This window comes from Methylotenera sp., from assembly GCF_013141425.1.
In the GTDB taxonomy this organism is placed as follows: Bacteria; Pseudomonadota; Gammaproteobacteria; order Burkholderiales; family Methylophilaceae; genus Methylotenera.
The window spans coordinates 1-22673 of record NZ_JABFRA010000020.1 but is presented as its reverse complement, the minus strand read 5'-3'; the positions used below and the strand labels follow the sequence as shown (position 1 = coordinate 22673).

Annotated in this window: 23 protein-coding genes; 15 read left to right on the top strand and 8 right to left on the bottom strand. The window is 43.8% G+C overall.

Going from position 1 to position 22673, the window contains the following annotated elements:
* Positions 1-302: 302 nt before the first annotated feature.
* The 6 genes from HOO90_RS02120 to HOO90_RS02095 are packed head-to-tail and all read left to right on the top strand — an operon-like array spanning position 303 to position 6518.
* Complete coding sequence (locus HOO90_RS02120; RefSeq protein ID WP_292838991.1) at positions 303-1316, top strand: phosphotransferase; 1014 nt, start codon at positions 303-305, stop codon at positions 1314-1316.
* Positions 1317-1335: 19 nt separating this feature from the next.
* The gene (gene murU, locus HOO90_RS02115; protein WP_292838989.1) at positions 1336-2031 is read left to right on the top strand and encodes an N-acetylmuramate alpha-1-phosphate uridylyltransferase MurU; all 696 of its coding nucleotides are present in this window, start codon (positions 1336-1338) and stop codon (positions 2029-2031) included.
* A gap of 15 nt (positions 2032-2046) precedes the next feature.
* Positions 2047-3354 (top strand): aminopeptidase P N-terminal domain-containing protein, encoded by a 1308-nt coding sequence (locus HOO90_RS02110; protein ID WP_292838987.1) that lies wholly within the window; start codon positions 2047-2049, stop codon positions 3352-3354.
* Positions 3355-3368: 14 nt separating this feature from the next.
* Positions 3369-4538, top strand: coding sequence for an FAD-dependent monooxygenase (locus HOO90_RS02105; protein ID WP_292838985.1), 1170 nt, complete (start codon positions 3369-3371; stop codon positions 4536-4538).
* Positions 4535-5746 (top strand): FAD-dependent oxidoreductase, encoded by a 1212-nt coding sequence (locus HOO90_RS02100; RefSeq protein WP_292838983.1) that lies wholly within the window; start codon positions 4535-4537, stop codon positions 5744-5746. Before HOO90_RS02105 ends, HOO90_RS02100 begins: the two co-directional genes overlap by 4 nt.
* 49 nt (positions 5747-5795) lie before the next feature.
* Positions 5796-6518: a DsbC family protein gene (locus tag HOO90_RS02095; RefSeq protein ID WP_292838981.1), complete on the top strand. Its 723-nt coding sequence runs from the start codon at positions 5796-5798 to the stop codon at positions 6516-6518.
* A 107-nt stretch (positions 6519-6625) separates the two neighbouring features.
* Here the strand turns inward: HOO90_RS02095 and HOO90_RS02090 are convergent, their stop codons facing one another.
* Positions 6626-7849 carry a type II secretion system F family protein gene (locus tag HOO90_RS02090; protein ID WP_292838979.1) on the bottom strand — a complete coding sequence of 408 codons (1224 nt, stop codon included), beginning with the start codon at positions 7847-7849 and terminating at the stop codon, positions 6626-6628.
* Positions 7850-7863: 14 nt separating this feature from the next.
* The gene (gene pilB, locus HOO90_RS02085; RefSeq protein ID WP_292838977.1) at positions 7864-9579 is read right to left on the bottom strand and encodes a type IV-A pilus assembly ATPase PilB; all 1716 of its coding nucleotides are present in this window, start codon (positions 9577-9579) and stop codon (positions 7864-7866) included.
* 348 nt (positions 9580-9927) lie between these two features.
* Between pilB and HOO90_RS02080 the strand changes: the two genes are divergently transcribed.
* Positions 9928-10131 carry a cold-shock protein gene (locus HOO90_RS02080; protein WP_013147304.1) on the top strand — a complete coding sequence of 68 codons (204 nt, stop codon included), beginning with the start codon at positions 9928-9930 and terminating at the stop codon, positions 10129-10131.
* A gap of 101 nt (positions 10132-10232) precedes the next feature.
* On the opposite strand, the gene icd is transcribed toward HOO90_RS02080, so the two are convergent.
* Complete coding sequence (gene icd, locus HOO90_RS02075) at positions 10233-11486, bottom strand: NADP-dependent isocitrate dehydrogenase (RefSeq protein ID WP_292838973.1); 1254 nt, start codon at positions 11484-11486, stop codon at positions 10233-10235.
* Positions 11487-11530: 44 nt separating this feature from the next.
* On the opposite strand from icd, the gene HOO90_RS02070 reads away from it, so the two are divergent.
* The 6 genes from HOO90_RS02070 (at position 11531) to HOO90_RS02045 (ending at position 16300) form a co-directional block, all read left to right on the top strand.
* Positions 11531-12061 carry an rRNA large subunit pseudouridine synthase E gene (locus tag HOO90_RS02070; protein WP_292838972.1) on the top strand — a complete coding sequence of 177 codons (531 nt, stop codon included), beginning with the start codon at positions 11531-11533 and terminating at the stop codon, positions 12059-12061.
* A 1-nt stretch (position 12062) separates the two neighbouring features.
* Positions 12063-12785 (top strand): type 1 glutamine amidotransferase, encoded by a 723-nt coding sequence (locus HOO90_RS02065; RefSeq protein ID WP_292838970.1) that lies wholly within the window; start codon positions 12063-12065, stop codon positions 12783-12785.
* 47 nt (positions 12786-12832) lie between these two features.
* Positions 12833-13927, top strand: coding sequence for a chorismate synthase (gene aroC, locus HOO90_RS02060; protein ID WP_292838968.1), 1095 nt, complete (start codon positions 12833-12835; stop codon positions 13925-13927).
* A gap of 138 nt (positions 13928-14065) precedes the next feature.
* Positions 14066-14302, top strand: a complete 237-nt coding sequence (locus tag HOO90_RS02055) for a DUF465 domain-containing protein (RefSeq protein WP_292838966.1) — start codon at positions 14066-14068, stop codon at positions 14300-14302.
* 169 nt (positions 14303-14471) lie between these two features.
* Positions 14472-15644 carry an MFS transporter gene (locus HOO90_RS02050; protein WP_292838964.1) on the top strand — a complete coding sequence of 391 codons (1173 nt, stop codon included), beginning with the start codon at positions 14472-14474 and terminating at the stop codon, positions 15642-15644.
* Positions 15641-16300: a TIGR02281 family clan AA aspartic protease gene (locus HOO90_RS02045; RefSeq protein ID WP_292838962.1), complete on the top strand. Its 660-nt coding sequence runs from the start codon at positions 15641-15643 to the stop codon at positions 16298-16300. The genes HOO90_RS02050 and HOO90_RS02045 overlap by 4 nt, the downstream gene beginning before the upstream one ends.
* An 82-nt stretch (positions 16301-16382) precedes the next feature.
* Here the strand turns inward: HOO90_RS02045 and folE2 are convergent, their stop codons facing one another.
* From folE2 to HOO90_RS02020, 5 genes are read right to left on the bottom strand one after another with little or no spacing between them, the layout of a single operon-like run.
* Positions 16383-17201 (bottom strand): GTP cyclohydrolase FolE2, encoded by an 819-nt coding sequence (gene folE2, locus HOO90_RS02040; RefSeq protein ID WP_292838960.1) that lies wholly within the window; start codon positions 17199-17201, stop codon positions 16383-16385.
* A gap of 59 nt (positions 17202-17260) precedes the next feature.
* Positions 17261-19132 (bottom strand): 1-deoxy-D-xylulose-5-phosphate synthase, encoded by a 1872-nt coding sequence (gene dxs / locus HOO90_RS02035; RefSeq protein ID WP_292838958.1) that lies wholly within the window; start codon positions 19130-19132, stop codon positions 17261-17263.
* Positions 19133-19143: 11 nt separating this feature from the next.
* The gene (locus tag HOO90_RS02030) at positions 19144-20055 is read right to left on the bottom strand and encodes a polyprenyl synthetase family protein (RefSeq protein ID WP_292838956.1); all 912 of its coding nucleotides are present in this window, start codon (positions 20053-20055) and stop codon (positions 19144-19146) included.
* A gap of 20 nt (positions 20056-20075) precedes the next feature.
* Positions 20076-20342, bottom strand: a complete 267-nt coding sequence (locus HOO90_RS02025) for an exodeoxyribonuclease VII small subunit (protein WP_292838954.1) — start codon at positions 20340-20342, stop codon at positions 20076-20078.
* A gap of 41 nt (positions 20343-20383) precedes the next feature.
* A complete protein-coding gene (locus HOO90_RS02020) occupies positions 20384-21061 on the bottom strand; it encodes an alpha/beta fold hydrolase (protein WP_292838952.1) in 678 nt (225 codons plus the stop codon).
* Between the two features lie 164 nt (positions 21062-21225).
* On the opposite strand from HOO90_RS02020, the gene HOO90_RS02015 reads away from it, so the two are divergent.
* Positions 21226-22008, top strand: a complete 783-nt coding sequence (locus tag HOO90_RS02015; RefSeq protein WP_292838950.1) for a 3',5'-cyclic-nucleotide phosphodiesterase — start codon at positions 21226-21228, stop codon at positions 22006-22008.
* A gap of 15 nt (positions 22009-22023) precedes the next feature.
* Positions 22024-22673: cyclic nucleotide-binding domain-containing protein (locus HOO90_RS02010; RefSeq protein WP_292838948.1), on the top strand; the 650-nt coding region annotated here is incomplete at its 3' end.

Below are 22673 nucleotides of genomic sequence, written 5' to 3'. Positions count from 1 at the left end.
GCGGCTTCATCTTCTGCTTGAGCAAACAAGCTAAAAGAGCATAGGGCAATGGAAATAGCACTAAAAAAGCGTCTTAATCGCATGAAATTAACACATTGAAGCGCAGAGAAATTGAAGGCACGAGTATATAGGCAAACTGTTTTATTTTATCAGTGATAAAATCTCATAAATTGGGTTTTTTGGCAATCAATAAATCACTTTTACCCCTTAAAACGCTTTGTATTTTGGGATGTAAATCGTAACCATTAATCGTAACTATAAGTGGCAACTAGACAACATTATATAACATTGGACAAACCGACGTGGATGATAGACAGCAACAACTCAGTATTTGGCTAAACAAAGCCTTGGTCGGCACAGATTTTGAACTCACAACCGCGTCTGCAGATGCTAGCTTTAGACGCTATTTCAGGGTGCATTTGGCAACCGCATATTTAGGGCATCAAACTTTAATTGCCATGGATGCACCGCCGCCCCAAGAGGACTGTGCACCATTTGTAAGAATTGCTCGATTATTCTTAGCTGCAGGCTTGAATGTGCCTAAAATTATCGCCGAAGACCTTGTCCATGGTTTTTTGTTATTGAGTGATTTGGGTGACAATACTTACTTACAACATTTAAACAGTGAAACCGCAACAATGCTTTATGGGGACGCCACGAACGCACTGATTAAATTGCAATTGGCCAGCAAACAGCATGAATTGCCGCCTTACGATGAAACCTTGCTGACACGCGAGATGCAATTGTTTCCAGATTGGTATGTGAATCAGCATTTAGGTCAAACGCTGAACGCCGAGCAACAAGGCTGGCTGCAACAGACTTTTACTGCCTTGAATAAAAATATCTTATCGCAAGGCCAAGTCACGGTTCACCGAGACTTCCATTCACGTAACTTGATGGTCACGCATGAAAATAGCCCAGGCATTTTGGATTTTCAGGATGCTGTGCAAGGTGCAATTGCCTATGATTTAGTTTCGTTGCTAAAAGATGCTTATATTGAGTGGGATGAAGAACAGATTATTGATTTGGCGGTACGTTATTGGGAGCCGGCAAAAAAAGCCGGCTTGCCAGTGCATAACGATTTTAGCGAATTTTACCGTGATTTCGAGTGGATGGGTGCGCAACGTCACATTAAAGTGCTGGGCATATTTGCCAGGTTATATCATCGCGATGGCAAAGAGGGCTACTTAAAAGACATGCCACTAGTGATGCATTATTTGCGTAAAGTTTGCGAGCGTTATGTGGAATTGCGCCCAATGTTGCGCTTACTCGATGCGCTTGAAGGCCGTGTGCCACGCCCCAAATATGTGGTTTAGTTTTTATAGAAAGTAATGTATGAAAGCCATGATATTAGCTGCAGGTCGTGGCGAGCGCATGCGTCCACTAACCGACCACACACCTAAGCCGTTATTACAAGTGGGAGGTAAACCATTAATCGTTTGGCATTTGGAACGATTAGCCAAAGCTGGTTTCAAAGAGATTGTGATTAATCATGCGCATTTGGGCGAACAGATAGAACAAGCGTTGGGTGATGGCAGGCAATGGGATTTGCATATTCAGTATAGTCCAGAAAAAGTGGCGCTTGAAACAGCGGGTGGTATTGCTAACGCTTTGCATCTTTTAGGCAGGGGGCCATTTTTGGTGGTGAATGGCGATACTTATACTGAAATAGACTTTAACATCATTGCCCTGCGAGCCAATATCTATGCGGGTGCTGGGCATGCCTTAAAACTTGCACATTTAGTGTTGGTCGATAATCCACCGCAGCACCCTGCTGGGGACTTTGCGATACAAGATGACATGTTAATGAATACGGGAAAACAAATGCTTACTTTTTCAGGAGTGGGCGTTTATCACCCCGATTTGTTTGCGGAGGTCACCAAAGGCCAACCCGCAAAATTAGCGCCTTTATTGCGGAAAGCGATTGAGGGAAAGGCAGCGACAGCCCAGTATTATCAGGGAGTTTGGCATGATATTGGCACCCCGGAGCGTTTGGCAAATTTGGATATGCAGCTGAGTAAGTTGATTTAAAAGTTAGGTTTATAAATGAAAATTTTTGCTGAATTTAAGGCTAGGCGACAAAATCTGATTAACCTGATGGTTGAAGGCGTCGCTATTATTCCGACCTCGCCTGAGGCTATTCGCAATCGTGATAGTCATTACCCTTACCGTTTTGATAGTTATTTTTATTATTTATCTGGTTTTAAAGAGCCTGAATCCGTATTGGTAATTTTGGCAGGACCAGAACCGAAAAGTATTCTTTTTTGTCGCGATAAAGACACAGAGCGGGAAATCTGGGACGGCTTTCGTTACGGTGCGGAAGCCGCTAAAGCTGAATTTAGTTTTGATGAAGCCTACTCAATCAATGAACTTGATACCGTGATTCTGAAGTTGCTGGCAAATCAACCTAAGTTATTTTATAGCTTGGGTGAAAGCGCCAACTGGGATGCGCGTGTGATGGGATGGATGAACGCGCTTCGTGCTCAAGCGCGCAGTGGCGTGCATGTGCCTGACGATGTGAGCGATGTTCGTCAGTTAGTAGATGAAATGCGATTGATTAAATCGCCATTTGAAATTGATTTAATGCGACGTTCTGCGAATATCGCAGCGGCGGCACACAATCGTGCTATGCGATTCGCTAAACCTAATATGTTGGAATATGAGGTGGAAGCGGAGTTTTTGCATGAGTTTTATCGCAACGGAGCGCAAGCGCCTGCTTATACCAGCATTGTTGCCGGTGGCGCCAATGCTTGCACCCTGCATTACAACGCGAATAACTGTGAGCTAAAAAATGGCGATTTATTGCTGATTGATGCAGGCTGTGAGCTAGATGGTTATGCGAGTGATATTACGCGTACTTTTCCTGTCAATGGTAAATTTGCCGGTGCACAAAAAGATGTTTATGAGCTAGTGCTGGCTTCTCAAGCTGCGGCGATAGCCAAGGTGAATACCAGCAATCATTGGAATGCCCCACACGAGGCCGCGCTTGATGTTTTAGCGCAAGGGTTTGTTGACTTAAAACTATGCAAAGGCAGCAAAGAGGCTGTGCTAGAAAATGGCGATTATCGTCAGTTCTATATGCATCGCACTGGGCACTGGTTAGGCTTGGATGTGCATGACGCAGGCGAGTATAAAGATAAAACTGGCAATTGGCGCATGCTAGTGCAGAATATGACACTGACAGTTGAGCCTGGTTGCTATATTCGCCCCGCAGAAAACGTGCCTGAGGCTTTTTGGAATATTGGCATTCGCATTGAAGATGACGTGTTGGTAACACAAGCGGGCTGTGAAATCTTGACTAAAAATGCAGTTAAGTCTGTGGCTGATATTGAAGCTTTGATGGCCAATCAATAAGTATAAAAAGCTAAATGAGCCAAATTTTAGAAAATATCGTCATTGTAGGTGGTGGGCCAGTTGGCGCGACTTTAGCGCTCTTGCTTGCCAAGCAAGGTGTAGCATCGACCGTGTTAGAAGCTCGCAAACATGGCGCGGCCTTTGGTGAGAGTCGTGCGCTGGCTTTGTCATACGGCAGCAAGCGCATTCTTGAAAAATTGGGCGTTTGGAATGGGTTAGCGAAAAGCGCCACAGCAATAAATACTATCCATGTATCGCAAAAAGGTAGTTTAGGCCGTTCACTCTTAAAGGCCGCTGATTACCAGCAGGAAGCGCTTGGCTATGTGCTGTCATACGGAGCATTAACGGCGGCTTTGGATGAACTGTTAGTAAAAGAGCCGGCTGTGAATTTTATTTATGAGGCAAGTGCCGAGGCAATTTCGCACACGGCAACACATGCAAGCGTAACTTATAGATTTTCTGGTGAGACTAAAACCCTGAGTAGCAGCTTGCTGGTGCTAGCTGATGGTGGACGTAGTTTAGACAATGTTGCTGGCTTAAACAAAGAAACAAAAGAGTACGGCCATGATGCACTGATTTCTAAAGTAAGTGCTGAATTGCCGCACAACAATATTGCCTATGAACGCTTTGCCGCAATGGGGCCAATGGCCTTGTTGCCTAATGGTGAGCGAGATTTTTCTTTGGTTTGGACTGGCAAGAAGGAATACATAACACCACTACTTAATTTAAGTGATGAGGAGTTTCTAAGCCAGTTTCATGAGCAATTTGGCGATAGGGTCGGACGCTTTTTAACGGTTGATAAGCGCATGGCATTTCCCCTCAAATTGTCACAATTAAAAACAATTGATACACCACATTTGGTAGTGATTGGCAATGCAGCACAAACCATGCACCCTGTTGCTGGGCAAGGCTTTAATGTAGGTTTGCGCGATGCAGAATCACTCGCACAACAGATAATTTCTACCGTGCCTGAAGACTTGGGCGGCCAGAAAATGTTACTTGATTATCACGCCAGTCGTCAATTAGATACGAAGAACGGTCTGCAATTTACTGACTTTTTAGTGAATATTTTTTCGAATAATATTCTGGGGGTAAGTGGCCTAAGAAGTGCCGGGTTAGGGCTGTTTGATGTCATTAAGCCCATCAAGCGACACTTAGTAAGCAAAATGAGTTTTGGTAAATGAGTATAAAAACTTCACCGCCAAGCAAGGTAATCGCTGATATTGCAATTGTCGGTGCTGGCCTGGTTGGTCTTGCTGCAGCCGTAGCCCTACATCAGGCAGGCTTTTCAGTGGTGTTGGTTGATAGCAAGAATCCAAGCAAAACAGATTTTTCTGAAGATGCTTGGGACGCCCGCATCTACGCCATTAGCCCTAAAAATGTAGATTGGCTGCGGTACTTAGGCGTTTGGCCGCGAATGAATCAGAAGCGCATTGGGCAGATGCAGGCGATGGAAATATTTGCTGACGATGAAAAATCACCGTTAAAACTATCCGCAAGTGATGTAAATGCTGAAGATTTAGGAGCTATTGTAGAGTCAAAAGCCTTGATGCAAGCGTTGTTGACGCAAGTGAATACTCTTGCTATAAAGACTCTATTCGACGCCAGTTGTGAGAAGGTCGTTAGCGCCCCACAAAATGTTAAATTGCTTTTATCCAATCAGATAGCAATTGATTGCCAACTGTTATTGGCGGCAGATAGTAGCCAATCGTGGGTGCGTAAGCAAGTAAATTTTCCAGTGCAGAAAAAGTCGTATGAACAGACTGCAATCGTAGCCAATTTCAGGGTGGAGAAACCACATGGCAATATCGCCCGGCAGTGGTTCTCAAGCGATTTAGAAGGTAAAAATAGCATTTTGGCTTGGCTGCCGCTTCCCGACAATATGATTTCTATCGTGTGGTCGGTGTCAACCAAGCAGGCAGATAGTTTGTTAAAGCTAAGTGGTTGTGATTTTACCGAACGTGTAAAGGAAGCTGGTGGTAATTTGCTAGGTGGTTTTAAGTTGCAAGGTTCGTTGGCTGCTTTTCCGCTCAACTTGCAAAAGACGAATAACTTAGTGCAAGATTGTGTCGTGCTAATTGGGGACGCGGCGCACCAAGTTCATCCTATGGCAGGTCAGGGCGTGAATTTAGGTTTTAGAGATGTAGTAGATTTAGTAGAAATTTTAAAAAATAAGCACGCCTTTCAGTCCTTAAATGATGCCAACTTGCTTAGGCAATATGTAAGAATCAGAAAGGCCGATAATTTTAAAATGATGCTGCTTACCGATGGTTTATATCAGTTGTTTGAAAGTCAGAATCGCGTGGTTAAACTCGCAAGGTGCTGGGGATTTTCTCAAACAAAACATCAAGCAGTAAAAAAATTACTAGTTGCAAATGCAGTTGCGCTTTAATGTTATACATGAAAGTTATCTATGGGTATGTTCAATTTAAGGAAATCTAATGTTTAAAAAATTACTCGGTTTTACTTTGTTAAGTATATTTGCTACGTTTGCGATGGCAGATGAGGCAGGCGTTAAAAAAGCCGTTGAGGCTGCTTACCCAAAATTTAAAGTAGAAAGTGTCACTAAAACACCTTATGCCGGCTTATACGAGGTGTTTATGGGTGGGCAAATTATTTACACAGACGAAAAGCTTACATTTTTAATCGCTGAGGGACGTTTAGTTGACCCTAAAACAAAAAAAGATATTACAGGTGAACGATTAGAAGAATTGACGAAAATCGATTTTTCTAGCCTGCCATTAAATCAGGCCATTAAAGTTGTAAAAGGCAACGGTAGCCGTAAGCTAGTGGTCTTTTCTGATGTGGATTGTCCTTATTGCAAGCGTTTAGAGCAAAATGAGCTAAGCAATATCAGCGATGTTACTGTTTATACGTTTCTATATCCAATTGAACAGTTACACCCAGATGCAGCGAATAAATCGAAATCTATCTGGTGCGCAAGTAACCGTGTGAAAGCTTGGGAAGACTGGATTATGAATAACCAATTGCCAAAAACTACAGGGAATTGTGAAGTGCCGCTTGAAAAAGTGGGTGAACTGGCTAGGAAATTTGGCATTACTAGCACCCCCACGCTAATTTTCTCCGATGGTCGACGCATGCTAGGTGCGCAGCCCTATAAGGAAATAGAGCGTGCGCTGGTTGCGGCCACTACTAAAAAGTAGGTACTATTCGGCACAGTAGTTTTTGTGGATTGAGATTTGAAAATGAAAAAGCGACCAAAATTGGTCGCTTTTTCGTTAAGGAGTGACGAACAATAAAAGTTTGTCTTTTATCCGCCCACCACAGAACCCATTTTGAAGATGGGCATATACATTGCAATTACCAACCCTCCTATCAATACACCTAGCACTACCATTATTAAAGGCTCCATCAAGCTGGCTAGCGCATCAACGGCGTCATCCACTTCTGCCTCAAAAAAGTCTGCTACCTTGCTAAGCATCGAATCCAAGGCACCAGATTCTTCACCAATGGCGGTCATTTGCAAAACCATATTGGGGAATACATTGGTATTTTGCATAGCTACGGTTAGGCTCGTCCCAGTACTAATTTCACTCTGTACTTTTTTAGTGGCATCGTAGTAAACGCGGTTGCCCGCAGCGCCCGCAACCGAATCTAAAGCTTCCACTAATGGGACCCCAGCTGTGAACATGGTGGCTAAAGTACGTGACCATCTGGCAATAGTGGCTTTTCTGATAAGCGGACCGAACACGGGTACTTTTAGAATCAATCTGTCCATGGTTGCTTGCATGCTTAATGAGCGCTTCCATGTGTAAAAGAAAAACCAGAGACCGAACCCAATTGAACCAAAAATCGCCCACCACCATTCCACAAAAATGTCCGAAATCGCCATCACAATAAGGGTTGGTGCGGGTAAGTCTGCGCCAAAGCTGGAGAAAAGATCTTTAAACGCAGGAATTACAAAGATCATAATCACGGCGACAATTACAAATGCAACGACAATAATTGAAATTGGATAAAACAGTGCCGATTTGATTTTAGATTTAATCGCCAAGATTTTTTCTTTATAGGTGGCGAGTCTGTCCAGCAAGGTATCAAGAATACCCGCTGCTTCACCAGCCCCAATCAAATTACAGAACAAAGAATCAAAGTACAGTGGGTATTTTCTAAAAGCAGCACTCATGCTGCTGCCCGTTTCTACATCAGACTTAATGTCGAGCAGTAGTTTTGCAACGGCAGGGTTGCTATGGCCTTTGCCGACAATGTCAAAGGACTGAAGCAATGGCACGCCCGCTTTCATCATGGTGGCGAGTTGGCGAGTAAACAAGGTTATGTCTTTATCAGAGACGCTACCCTTGCCAGAAAAGCTGCTTTGCTTTTTAACTTTGGTAACAGTAATGCCCTGACGCCTTAAGGTTGCATTCACGAACGATTCACCAGAAGCGCGTATTTCGCCCTTGATAGATTTACCTTTCTTGTCTTTACCTTCCCAAGAATAGGTTACTTCTTTTGTGGCCTTAATATTTACTGCCATAATGATTCCCTATGTTATTCATTGGTACAAGCTTCAACTTCTTCAACGGAAGTTAACCCCTGCATTACTTTCAATAAACCAGACTGACGTAAATCTTTTACACCTTCTATTCTAGCTTGATCGGCAATATCATGTGCGTTACCACTTTTCATAATAATACGGCTAATTTCGTCTGTTATAGGCATAACTTGGTAAATGCCCACGCGACCCTTGTAGCCGTTATTGCACTGATCACACCCGCCCTCTTTCGGCCCATATAATTGCCAAGGATTTTCAAAATCCTCTTCAGTGAATCCTACGCCAAGTAGTGCTTCTTTCGGCACATCCAAAGGTACTTTACAGTTTTTACATAAACGCCTTGCTAAGCGCTGCGCCGTAATGAGCGAAACTGCTGAGGCTATATTGAAAGGCGCAACCCCCATATTCAGTAGCCGTGTGAGAGTGGAGGGAGCGTCGTTGGTGTGCAGTGTAGAAAGTACCATATGACCCGTTGAAGCAGCCTTAATCGCCATGTCGGCCGTTTCTAAATCACGAATCTCACCAATCATGATAACGTCTGGATCTTGCCGTAAAAATGACTTTAATGCGGCAGCAAAGGTAAGCCCCTGTTTATCATTCACATTGACTTGGTTAATGCCAGCTAAAGGAATTTCGCAAGGGTCTTCAGCCGTTGAGATATTCACATCCGGCTTATTTAAAATATTTAGGCAAGTGTAAAGTGATACGGTTTTGCCAGAGCCGGTTGGCCCGGTAACTAGGACTAAGCCATAGGGGCGACTGACCGCATTGAGTAATCGTTCTTTTTGAATGGGTTCATAGCCTAAAGCCTCAATTCCCAGCGTGGCACTTGAGGGATCCAAAATCCGCATCACAATTTTTTCGCCATTAATTAGCGGCAAAGTGCTTACCCGAAAATCGATTGTACGTGTTTTAGAAAGCACCAATTTCATGCGACCGTCTTGTGGAATGCGCTTTTCGGAAATATCCATACTGGAAATAACTTTTATGCGTGAGGCCAGTTTTTCTTTAATCGCAAGCGGTGGTTGTGTGATTTCTCGCAATATGCCATCTACACGATAGCGCACGCGGTAGAACTTTTCATAGGGTTCAAAGTGTAAATCCGAAGCGCCCATGTTGATGGCGTCTAAAAGCATTTTGTTCAAGAACTTCACCACTGGCGCGTCATCGACTTCCTGTGTTTGAACTTCTTCTACTGGTTGTCCTTCTTCGCCGCCTAAATCATAGTCGTCATCTAAATTCAACGACTTCATGCTAGTGTCACTAGCCTCTACGATTTTATCTATCCAGCGACCAAGTTTATCGTCTTCAACCACTACTGGAGAGAGTGCCATGCCCATTTGAAATTGAACACTATCTAAGGCATGAAGATTAGTTGGGTCTGAGATGGCCACATACAGCACGTTATTGCGAACCTGTAAGGCCAATACCCGATTCGACTGCATCAGCTTTTCATCGATTTTCTTGGTGGGCAGATAATCTGGATTAAATGCATCCAAATTGAAGTAGGGAAATCCGAATGCCTTTGCTGATGTTTCAGCAATGACTTGCGCGTTTAGTTTTTTGCTTTGGATTAGTTGCGTGATAAAGGGATTTTTAACTGAATTGGCTTGTGCTTGAATAGCATTGGCCTCATCTTCAGAAAGTAATTTCTCTTGAATTAAGGTGCGGGCGAGTCCGCTTAGCTTGTTAGATTGAGGTGCGTTTGCCATAAATATTACAGTTAAATAGCGTAGAAGCTTCCCTATTATTTTTTTATCAAACTAATAATGCCCTTAAGACTTTTTTTTGTAAAGACTTTAAGTCTATTTGGCATTAAAAATGACTTAGAATTTACAATTAAACGTAATTAGAGAGGCTATATGTGCTTAAAAACCACGGAGCGAATCTAAAAAAACTTGACATTTAACATCTTCCAAATTATAAATATGTACAGGTGTTTGAGTTCGAGTTTTTTGTAGCTGCTTTAATTTTGAATAATGCTTCTTTAAGGCGACTCGATGTTCTTGAGGCAAACTTTTTTGGGGCGCCCCCCATTAGTATTAGGTAAGGATTTAGAAATGGCAACAGGTACCGTAAAATGGTTTAACGACTCGAAAGGCTTTGGCTTTATAACTCCAGATGATGGTGGCGATGATTTGTTCGCACACTTCTCTGCAATTGTGGAAGCGGGCTACAAAAGTCTTAAAGAAGGTCAACGCGTCAGTTTTGAAGTGACCGATGGACCAAAAGGCAAGCAAGCTTCAAATATTCAAAAAGCTTAAGTCTTTCTCGACTCAGTACTTTAAAGTACTTTAAGTATTACAGTCTATGTAAGCGGCTCGTAAAGAATTACGAGCCGCTTTTTTATGCTTGAATTGCTAGATTACATATTGGCGATAATCTCTTCACCAAACTGTGCAGTGCCTACTTGAGTTGCCCCTTCCATCTCACTGGAGAAGTCGCCAGTCACACGTTTAGAAAGAATGGCTTTTGCAACACCTTTAAGGACTAAATCAGCGGCTTCAATCCAGCCTAGGTGACGAAGCATCATTTCGGCCGAAAGAATAATAGAGCTTGGATTCGCTAAATCTTTGCCCGCAATTTTTGGTGCGGTGCCGTGAGTTGCTTCAAACATTGCAACTGTGTCACTTAAGTTTGCACCTGGAGCAATACCAATACCGCCAACTTGGGCTGCCAGTGCATCGCTCATGTAGTCGCCGTTCAGGTTCAATGCAGCAACTACGTCATGGTCAGCTGGGTGCAGTAAAATCTCTTGTAAAAATGCATCGGCGATACAGTCTTTAATGACAATGCCATTTGGCAATTTACACCATGGGCCACCATCAATTTCTACAGCGCCAAACTCTTGTTTTGCCAGTTCGTAGCCCCAGTCTCTAAAGCCACCTTCTGTGTATTTCATGATGTTACCTTTGTGGGTAATCGTCACGGATTTTCTGTTGTTATCAATCGCGTATTGAATGGCTTTACGGATTAGGCGCTGGCTACCATCTTTTGAAACTGGCTTAATACCAATCGCGGATGATTCTGGAAAACGGATTTTTTTACGAACACCCATATCGCTTAAAAATTTAATAACTTTTTCAACTTCATCTGAACCGGCAGCCCATTCAATACCTGCATAAATATCTTCAGTATTTTCACGGAAAATCACCATATCTGTTTTTTCTGGGTGTTTAACTGGGCTAGGAACGCCAGAAAAATATTGAATAGGACGCAAGCAAACGTATAAGTCTAGCTCCTGGCGCAAAGTCACGTTGAGTGAACGAATGCCGCCGCCAACTGGCGTTGTGAGAGGACCTTTAATTGATACTACATATTCTTTCAGGGCCTTCATGGTTTCATCTGAAAGCCATGTGTTGGCATCGTAGATTTTGGTGGATTTCTCGCCCGCGTAAACTTCCATCCAAGAAATTTTACGTGAGCCACCGTAGGCTTTGTTAACTGCTGTATCTACCACTTTAATCATGGGCGGCGTAATATCAATTCCTATGCCATCACCCTCAATAAATGGGATAATGGGCTGATTAGGGACATTCAGCGTGTTGTCAGCATTTACGGTGATTTTTTCGCCAATTGCAGGAACAATGATTTTTCCTGAAGCATTTTTCGTAGCCATTTAATTTTCCTATTGTTAAGTTTCTGATAATTTAAGCTTATTTAATGATCATTCTATTTAATAAACCCTTTAACGTAGTGTGCCAGTTCAGTCCGCATGAGAAGCATCCTACGTTAAAAGACTTTATTCCAATACCCGATGTTTATGCTGCTGGGCGACTAGATACGGATAGCGAAGGTTTACTTATTTTAACCGATGATGGCATGTTGCAACATCGTTTAAGTGACCCAAAACATAAAGAATTTAAAACTTATTGGGTGCAGGTTGAAGGTGAGCCTTCAAATAGTGATTTAGAGCCACTACGACTAGGTGTGGATTTATCGGATTTTGTATCAAAACCGGCGCAAGTAAAGCTTATTCAAGAGCCGGACTTGTTATGGCCAAGAAATCCGCCAATTCGTGAGCGAAAAGCGATTCCTACCAGTTGGTTGGAAATTGAAATTTGTGAAGGCAAAAATCGCCAAGTCAGGCGCATGACCGCAAAAATTGGTTTTCCGACATTAAGATTGGTTCGCTACGCTGTTGGGCAATATACAATTGATAACATCGCGAATGGGAGTTACAGGGTACTTTAATATGAGCGCAAATACGAATCCGGTAATAATTTTTAAAAATGTTGCACATGAAGGCCCCGGTTATTTAGGTGATTTTTTAACGCAAAAAAATATCCCGTGGCAAATAGTTAATACGAATGATGTTGATACTTTGCCTAATTCAATTTTAGGTTTTAGCGGTGTCATCATCATGGGTGGGCCGATGAGCGTGAATGATGACTTGCCTTGGATAGCACCATTATTAAACTTGATTCGAGAAGCAAGAGACGCGGATATTCCGCTACTTGGCCATTGTTTCGGTGGACAACTCATTAGTAAAGCTTTTGGTGCGGAAGTGCGTGCCAATCAAATCAAGGAAATTGGCTGGGGAGAAGTTACAGTTAGTCAGAATGAGGTAGCTAAATTTTGGTTTGGTGAAATTGAAGCTTTTAATAGTTTCCATTGGCATGGCGAAACTTTTAGCTTGCCAGAGGGCGCAACGCATTTGTTAGCAAGCGCTCACTGCCAAAACCAGGCTTATTCTATAGGCAAGCATTTGGCATTCCAAAGCCATATTGAAGTAACTGCGGAAATGGTAATAAACTGGTGTGATCTGGGTGTTGATGAACTTGCAGAATCTGCTACCAGCCCCGCTGTGCAGCAGGCTGAAGCCATGCAACAAGCTTTGCCCGTGCACTGCTTTTTTCTGAATAAAGTAGCAAAACAAGTTTACAGTCAGTGGATTAAAGGGCTAATGCACAGATAGCTATGCCCATATGTTAAAATTAAGAAAACTTACAAGAGAAGTGCATTATGTCGGGTAACACAATTGGAACTTTATTTACGCTTACTTCATTTGGTGAGTCACACGGTGCGGCTATTGGTGGTGTAGTAGATGGCTGTCCGCCAGGTTTGGCTTTGTGTGCAGAAGATTTGCAGATTGATTTAGATCGACGCAAACCAGGAACTTCCCGCCATGTAACGCAGCGCAAAGAGGCTGACAGTGTAGAGATTTTGTCTGGTGTGTTTGAAGGCAAAACCACCGGTGCGCCGATTGGTTTGTTGATTCGCAATACTGATCAACGCAGCCAAGATTACAGCAAAATCATGGATACCTTTCGCCCAGGTCATGCCGATTATACCTATACGCAAAAATACGGTGTGCGTGACTACAGAGGCGGAGGACGTTCGAGCGCTCGCGAAACAGCCGTGCGTGTTGCCGCTGGGGCAATTGCTAAGAAATGGTTAAACGAACGCTTTGGCGTAACAGTCCGAGGTTACATGAGTCAAATGGGCGAAATTGATATTCCATTTGTTAGCTGGGATGCGCTAAACCACAAAGACAATGATTTTTTCTCACCTAATATTGAAGTGCTACCGCAATTGGCGAGTTATTTAGACAATATCCGAGCGGAACGTGACTCGGTAGGTGCACGTATTACCGTTGTTGCCGAAGGCGTGCCAGTCGGTTGGGGTGAGCCTGTGTTTGATAGGTTGGATGCTGAAATAGCTTATGCCATGATGAGCATCAACGCTGTAAAGGGCGTGGAAATTGGCGCTGGTTTTGATTCAATCGCGCAACGTGGTAGTGTGCATAGCGATGAGATGACCCCACACGGCTTTGTCACTAATCATGCAGGGGGTATTTTGGGAGGTATTTCTACTGGGCAGGAAATACGCGTGAATATTGCTCTCAAGCCAACCTCCAGCATTCCGCAAGAGCGTCGCTCGATAGATAAAGCTGGCAATGCCGTTACCATGCAAACAACCGGTCGCCATGATCCTTGCGTTGGCGTTCGGGCTACGCCGATTGCCGAAGCAATGCTGGCACTGGTGTTGATGGACCATGCTTTACGTCACCGTGCGCAGAATGCTGATGTAGTAAGCCATACCCCAAAAATTACTTAATATTGAATGTGCTTGATTTAAGTCATGGCGTAGAAGATACAATTAATCCATAATGAACTCATGACAGGCGTTTAGATGACGTGCTTGAAACACTTAAAGTATTGAGACTGAATGTTAAGATTTTATAAGGAGAGTAGTATGAGTATTGAGCACCACGATTTAGTCCACGAGTTTCCCGAGCATCGCGAAAAAATCCATAGCTTGAAGATTAGTAATGCACATTTTGCCAAACTGTTTGATGAGTATCATCTGGCAACCAAAGGTGTTGAGCATTTAGAAGGAATAGATGTGCCCGTTTCAGATGTTGATTTTGAAAACCACAAGAAAAAACGTGCGCTTTTAAAAGATCAGTTGTATTCTATGTTAGTTTCTTGAAAAGCATAGAATAAATAAAAAAGTCGGCTTGAGCCGACTTTTTTATTGCTGTTAGCTATTATATTTGGCCAATTATAAAACTCAACGGAAAATTTTATTATCTCCTGTTGGATATGAAAAAGCTGGAATAGTATTGTCACCGAGCATATTTATTTTTAAAGATTAAACATTGAGTCACGCACTTCATTTCAACCTTTCGCGCTTTTATTTTATTTACTACTTCTTTGTGGGGGCGTTTGTACCTTACTGGGGGTTGTATCTTGAATCGGAACAGTTCTCCGCGGCAGATATCGGCATCCTGATGTCTTTATTTCAAATTAGCCGCATTTTTGCGCCTAATTTTTGGGGTTGGCTAGCGGATCATACAGCTAGGCGTGTGGTTTGGATAAAAGTCACAGCACTGCTTGGTTTGGTGGGCTTTGTGGCGGTGTTCTGGGCGCACAGTTTTTGGGCATTGTTTTTTGTGATGGCTTCGCTAAGTTTGTTTACCAGTTCCACTTTGCCATTGTCTGAGTCGCTCACTTTGGCGCACTTGGCCACCACCAACGGACATTACAGCCGCATTCGCATGTGGGGTTCGTTGGGCTTTATAGTGGCGGCTGTGCTGCTTGGCTTTATGATTGATGCTTACAGTATTAAAAGTTTGTTATGGTTTTTACTCGCAGTGCAGGTGTTTTTATTTGTGCTTACTTTTAAATTGCCCGAAGCTAGTGTGGCTCCGCATGCACATGATGAGTTTTCAATTTGGCAAGTCATTAAACAACCCAATGTCATTGCATTATTGGTAGGCTGTGCGCTAATGGTGACTGCGCATGGCGTGCTATATAATTTTTATTCCATATATTTAGCGAAGCATGGCTATAGCAAAAGCATGATAGGGTTGCTATGGGCGGTGGGCGTTATTTGTGAAATCGGTATTTTTATGTTGATGCCAAAAATTATGCGGCGATTTAGCTTAAAAACTATTTTGCTGATTAGTTTGGCGCTTGCGGTCTTGCGATTTGGCATGATTGGTATTGCGGTTGAGCATTTGTGGTTACTGATAGTTGCACAAACTCTGCATGCGGCAACGTTTGGCAGTTTTCACGCAGCCTCAGTTGAGGTTATTGCTCAGTTTTTTAATGGGCGGCACCAAGCCAAAGGGCAGGCGATTTATAATAGCGTGGCTTATGGTATTGGCGGAACGATTGGTGGAGTTGCGGGTGGCTATGCACTGCAATCTATTGGCGGACAGCAAACATTTATGCTTGCGGCCATTTTTCCTCTATTCGGTTTTTTGGTGTTGAGTTTAGGCTTAAAATTAAGTACTAAGGATGCGAATTCACAAGGAATGTTTAGATGAAGATTTTACCGCAAGTTCGACAATTGACTTTTTCCCTGCTGTGTTTGTTGAGTTCGGGGATGGTGATGGCAACTACGCAAGTCAATATTGTCGGGCTGTTCAGCAACAAGGCGGTGATAATTATCAACGGCGGCAAGCCTAAAACTTTAAGTGTTGGTGAAACCAGTGAGGGTGTTAAATTGGTTGCCGCAGACAGTCAATCTGCAACCTTTCAGATTGAGGGTAAAACCCAACGATTAGCTATGGGGCAGGCCGCTTCAGTTGGCGGAAGCCCCACAAATGCAACCACAAGTGCCACCTTATATGCCAACACACAGGGGCATTTTGTTTCGGATTGCCAAATCAATGGCGTCACCCTCAAATTTTTACTCGATACAGGGGCAACTACAGTCGCGCTAAACAGTGGCGATGCAAAGTACGCGAATATTGATTATAAGCGCGGCGAGCCAATACGCATTAGCACGGCAAATGGCATCGTTACTGCCTATCGCGTTTCACTTTCCAGCCTTAAGATTGGTGGTATTACGTTAAATCAAGTGGAAGCCAGTGTTTTGGAAGGCGGTTCTCCGCCTATCGTATTGCTCGGCATGAGCGCGCTTAATCGATTAGACATGAAGCGGCAAGACATTGCCCTGACTCTCACTAAAAAGTATTAACTCTTTCAAAATAAAAAGCCACCTGCTAAGTGGCTTCTAATTAACTACTTTTACTTACGAGTTTTACTTGTAAAACCAGACATTAAGCTTTTCGTTTATCACTCTCAATCAGCGCATAGGCACTGTGGTTGTGTATGCTTTCAAAGTTTTCGCTTTCAACCGTATAGGCCACAATGCGTTTTTCTTTGCTGAGTTGGGCGGCAACATCGCGCACCATGTCTTCTACGAATTTTGGGTTATCGTAGGCGCGCTCGGTAACAAACTTTTCATCCGGGCGTTTTAACAAGCCGTAAAGTTCACATGAGGCCTGTTTTTCAACTAAATCGATAATATCTTCAATCCAAATAAAGTCGTTAATCAGAGCAGTTACGGTGACATGGCTACGTTGATTGTGTGCGCCGTAATCGGAGATTTTTTTGCTGCATGGGCATAAGCTAGTCACCGGCACCAATACTTTGACGGTGATTTCAATTTTACCGTGGCTAATAGCACCAATAAATGTCACTTCATAATCAAGCAGGCTTTTTACGCCTGAAACTGGCGCAGCTTTGTTCACAAAGTACGGGAAAGTCATTTCCACATGGCCAGACTCTGCCTCTAGACGTTTAATCATTTCACGTAAAATTGTTTCAAAAGATTCCACTGAAATGGCATGTTCATTCATGTTGAGTATTTCTACAAAGCGCGACATGTGCGTGCCTTTGAATTGCTGCGGCAGATGCACGTACATATTGAATACGGCAACCGTATGTTGCTCACCGCCTAGTTTGTCTTTAACGATAACAGGGTGGCGAATGGCTTTGATGCCAACTTTATCAATAGCGATATGACGCGTATCGATGGTGTTCTGCACGTCTTCAATCGTGCTGGGTAGGGCGTTAGGTAAGGTGGCTTGGTTCATATTAATTCCAGTTAGGCGGTGAGTTATTATTACTCAATTGGCAATAGTTGAGTATAACACTAGGTTATTTGCTTCGCAATTGCGCGAATTATTCCTTCAGAATCTAGACCGCACTCGGATAACATAGTTTCATGGATGCCATGTTCAATAAAACGGTCTGGCAAGCCTAAGCATAAGGTTCTTATCAGCGGTTTGTTTGCAAGTTGCAAGTATTGTAAGGTTTCCAGCACGGCTGCACCTGCGCCACCCATCAGGCTATTTTCTTCAACCGTCACAAATAAGGTGTGGTCTATGGCGAGTTTTTCAATCAGTGATTGATCAATTGGTTTTACAAAACGCATATTCACCACGGTTGCATCCAGTTTTTCACCCGCTTCTAAACAGGCTTCCAGCCGGCTACCAAAGCTCAGGATGGCAACTTTATGTTCAGCATTGCTCGATATAATCGTACGTTTGACTTCTGCCGTGCCAATCTCGATGGCTTGCATTTTCTGTTGAATAACTGCACCAGTGCCACTGCCACGTGGGTAACGTACGGCTGAAGTGCCATTGTATTGGAACCCCGTGTAAAGCATCTGCCTGCATTCATTCTCATTGCTGGGCGCCATGATGACGATATTTGGTATGCATCTTAAGTAGCTTAGATCAAACGCTCCCGCATGGGTTGGGCCGTCTGCGCCAACCAAGCCAGCGCGGTCAATGGCGAATAATACCGGTAATTTTTGCAGAGCGATATCGTGAATCAACTGGTCATAAGCGCGTTGTAAAAACGTACTGTAAATGGCAACTACAGGTTTTAAGCCATCACAGGCCATGCCAGCGGCAAAGGTCAGCGCATGTTGTTCGGCAATGCCTACATCAAAATAGCGCTCTGGATATCTCTCAGCAAAGTCATTCAAGCCCGAGCCATCGCACATGGCAGGGGTAATTCCAATTAAGCGGCTATCAATTGCCGCCATATCGACCAGCCAATCACCAAATACTTGGGTATAGGTTTTTTTTGTGCTGTTTGCAATAGCGTCGCCGTTATCGGGGTCAAACTTGCCCACGCCATGAAACTTATTCGGGTTTTCTTCCGCAGGTTCAAAGCCTCTCCCCTTTTGCGTAACAATATGCAAAAACTGCGGGCCATTGAGCTGTTTAATGTTCTGTAAGGTGTCAATGAGCGCATCAATGTCATGCCCATCAATCGGGCCAATGTAATTAAAGCCAAACTCTTCAAACAATGTGCCGGGCATCACCATGCCTTTGACATGCTCCTCAGCGCGTTTGGCAAACTCCATCATGGGCGGCATGGCGGAAAGCACTTTTTTGCCAGAAGAGCGTACTTTGTTGTAAAAGCGACTAGACAATAATTTTGTCAGGTAATTATTTAGCGCCCCAACATTGTTGGAAATGCTCATGTCATTATCGTTAAGTATCACCAGCAGGTTCGCATCCATATTCCCTGCATTATTTAACGCTTCAAACGCCATGCCAGCCGTCATGGCGCCATCGCCGATAATGGCCACGGCGCGTCTTTCTAATCCTGCTTTTTTCGCCGCAACTGCCATGCCTAAAGCAGCCGAGATCGAGGTGCTGGAATGCCCTGTGCCAAAGGTGTCATACTCACTTTCAGAACGTCGCGGAAAGCCTGCAAGGCCTTGCGGTTTGCGTAAGCTATGCATTTGGTGGCGACGGCCCGTGAGAATTTTATGTGGATACGTTTGATGGCCAACATCCCAAACCAAGCGGTCATCGGGGGTATTGAATACGTAATGCAGCGCGATGGTCAGCTCAACCACGCCTAAATTAGAAGCTAAATGCCCGCCCGTTTTTGAAACGCTATCAATTAAAAATGCCCGCAACTCTTCGGCTAACTGCGTAAGTTGCTTGCGCTCAAGCTGTCGCAGCTGAATAGGCAACTCAATCGTATCAAGTAATGGCGTCATAAATTAAAATATTAAAAACTACGTTGCGTAATAAAACCAGCTAATTCGCGTAAGCGTTCAGCACTTGCACCAAAAGGTATTAGCGCAGCTATAGCGTCATTGTAAAGTTGCTGCGCGAGTAATTTTGCCTGTGCCAAACCCAATAGGGTCACGTAAGTCGGCTTGTTGCTATCGGCATCTTTTCCTGCTGTTTTGCCCAGTGTGCTGGTATCGGCTTCTACATCCAAAATGTCATCAATCACCTGAAATGCCAAACCTACTTTTGCTGCGTAGGTGCGTACAGCTGTAATTTGAGCTTCTGTACCGCTAATAGCCCCGAGTAAAACTGAGGCTTGAATTAAGGCGCCCGTTTTTAATTGATGCATGGTTTCAAGTTCGGCTTGAGTGAGTGGCTTTCCCACCGCGGCTAAATCAATGGCCTGCCCACCCGCCATGCCCGCTGAACCAGAAGCTTGGGCTAGCAGGTGCAGCATACCGACTTGTTGAACGAATATTGTTGTTAAATTTGGCTGAGAAAGCACCTCAAAAGCCAAGCTTTGTAAGGCATCTCCTACCAATAGCGCGGTGGCATCGTCATATTGTTTATGGCAACTTGGTTTGCCGCGGCGTAAGTCATCGTCATCCATGCATGGCATGTCGTCATGCACTAAAGAGTAAGCGTGAATTAACTCCACTGCGCTGGCTGCGGCGTCTGCAATCAGAAAATCCGTTTTACATAGCTCAGCAGCGGCATAGCAAAGCAGTGCGCGCACGCGTTTTCCGCCACCCAGCGCGCTGTAGCGCATGGCGCTGTGGAGTTTTTCTGGAGCTAAGTTAGCACAAGGCAACACTTTTTCAAGCACTTGTTCGATGCGTGTTTGTTTGCTTGCAGCCCAAGCGTAAAAGTCTTGCGCGCTAGTTTCAGTTGACTTTTGATTGAGCATCTTCAGGTGATTTTTTCAGCTTATTCAACATCAGCTTTAAATTGCACTAATTGATTACGTGCATTCAAAATCTGTACTTGTTGTTCAACATTTGCAAGCGCGTTTTGGCAGAATTGTAGCAAGCTATTGCCGCGCTGAAAAGCCGCTAAAGAAGCCTCTAAAGACATTTGCCCAGATTCCATCTGCCCAACGATACCCTCTAACTCGGCAAACGCCTGCTCAAAATTTAGCGTTTGTTCTGTCGAGTTTTTCGTCGCTGAAGTTGGCTTGCTTTTAGATGTGGTCATGGCAAAATGTAAATGGCGTTAAGACGCTATTCTACCAAATCTTAGGGCAAAACTCGCTTTAAAAACGAACGAATATCGTCAATCTCTTCATTGCACACAGAATGTGCCATATTGTATTCATGCCAGCTCACCGTGTAATGGTTGTCATGTAAGGTTTGTAGCGATATTTTGCACATATCTAAACTAATCACATCATCAAACACACCATGTGCCATCAAGATTGGAATGGTTTGATTGGCTATATTTTTTTCAGTTGACAGTTTGGATTTAATTGGCAGATACGTTGATAACGCCAATATTCCGCCAAGCTTTTGCGAATATCGCAGCGCTGTGTATAAAGCAATCGCACCGCCTTGTGAAAAGCCTGCAATCACAACACGCTCAGTTGGAATGCCGCGATTGATTTCATTTTGAATCAGCCCGTTAATATAATGCTGACTGTTTTTTATGCCAGCTTCGTCTTCTACACCGCTCCCCGTTTTGCTATTGGGCGCGCCATATAAATCGTACCAGGCCGGCATAATGTAACCACTGTTACGTGTGATTGCCATTTCGGGCGCGTGCGGCAAAATAAATCGAACATGGCTGAGGTTAAGCTTGTTTACGATAGGCTCAAAATCATAACCATCTGCGCCTAAGCCATGCAGCCAAATGACACTGGCGGTGATATTGTTATTGGCGTTGCCGCTTACAAGTTCTAAAGGAGGTTTGTAGTTCATGAATGCAATCAGTCAGGAGTTTAAAATGTAAAGTGTGGTCATGCATGTGCAACATCGCTATTCAAAAAATACGATATACGATATGCTGTTAAAACGAATGAAATCATAACATTGTATGCATAAAAGCAATAAAAAATCATGTGGGCTGAATAAGTAAACTACCAATGGCGAAAATTAAAATTCTGGGGTGTAGCGGGGGGATAGGTGGCAAGTTACGCACCACATCTATGCTGGTGGACGATGACATTTTAATTGATGCAGGAACGGGCGTCGGCGATTTGTCGATGGAGGCTTTGCTTAAAATCGACCATGTATTGCTTACGCATGCCCATTTAGATCACATCGCCGCTCTGCCGCTTTTACTCGACACCGTCATGGGTATTCGCGATGAACCCATTACCGTTCATGCCAACAAAGAAACGCTGCAAACGCTACAACAGCATATTTTTAATTGGAAAGTCTGGCCTGACTTTCATGTGATTCCCAATGCTGAAAACCCATTTTTACGGTACAACGAGATTACACTCGGCGAAACGCTTGAATTTAATGGCAGAAAATTTACTCCCCTGCCAGCCAATCACGTTATTCCAGCATTTGGCTACCATGTTGCGAGTGGCGAAGCGAGTTTGGTATTTACTGGCGATACTACCGTATGCGAGGCGTTGTGGCCTGAAGTGAATAAGATTATAAATCTAAAATATCTCATTATTGAAACAGCATTCAGCAATGCCGAGTTTGAACTTGCCAAACTCTCCAAGCATCTTTGCCCGTCCATGCTGGTCGCGGAATTAGCCAGACTCGAACTGACGAATATGCAAACCACGTTTGAGATTTTCATTACGCACTTAAAGCCGGGTGAAGGTGAAAGCATCATGAGAGAAATTTCCGCCAGCAATTTGCCGTACACAATTCAAGCGCTGAACAACAATCAAGTGTTTGATATTTAATGCAATAACTAGAAAATGGCGATTGCTGACCAATCCATATTAGATCACTTAGAGCCGATTGCTAAGCTCTCTGCCGGACGTAAAAAAGAGCTTGCTGCTTTGTGCTTTACTGAAAAAGTAAACAAAGATATTGACCCGACTCGCATGAACGTAGCAAAGGCCGCACAGGCGCTTTATTTGCTTAAGGGCGATTTAAGCCTACACTACTATGACGATAAAAAAGTGACGATACATGGTGGCACAGAGGCCGCACAATACCCCGTTAATGCAGACCAAAAAGTAGCCAAAACAGTAGCATTGACTGAAATAGAAATTCTACGAATCGACATGGATTTGCTTGATATCATGATGACGTGGGATCAGCTATCTAGCGCGGGAAAGCCGCCCAAAGAACAACCCAAAGCCATTAAGTTTGCTCAAAATGCACAGCCCACAGTGGCGGAGGCTCACCCACGTAGCACCGATGAATGGCTTAACGATACTGAGGTTTTCAGTGCATTTAATCTGCAAAGTGGTGTATTCAGTCGTCTGCCAGCCGCCAATATTGAAGCGATGTTTAAACGCATGACAACTGTTAAGGTAGCCGCAGGGCAGGTGGTCATTCAGCAAGGCGGGCAGGGTGATTACTATTATTTAATTCAAAATGGAATTGCCTTGGTCAGCCG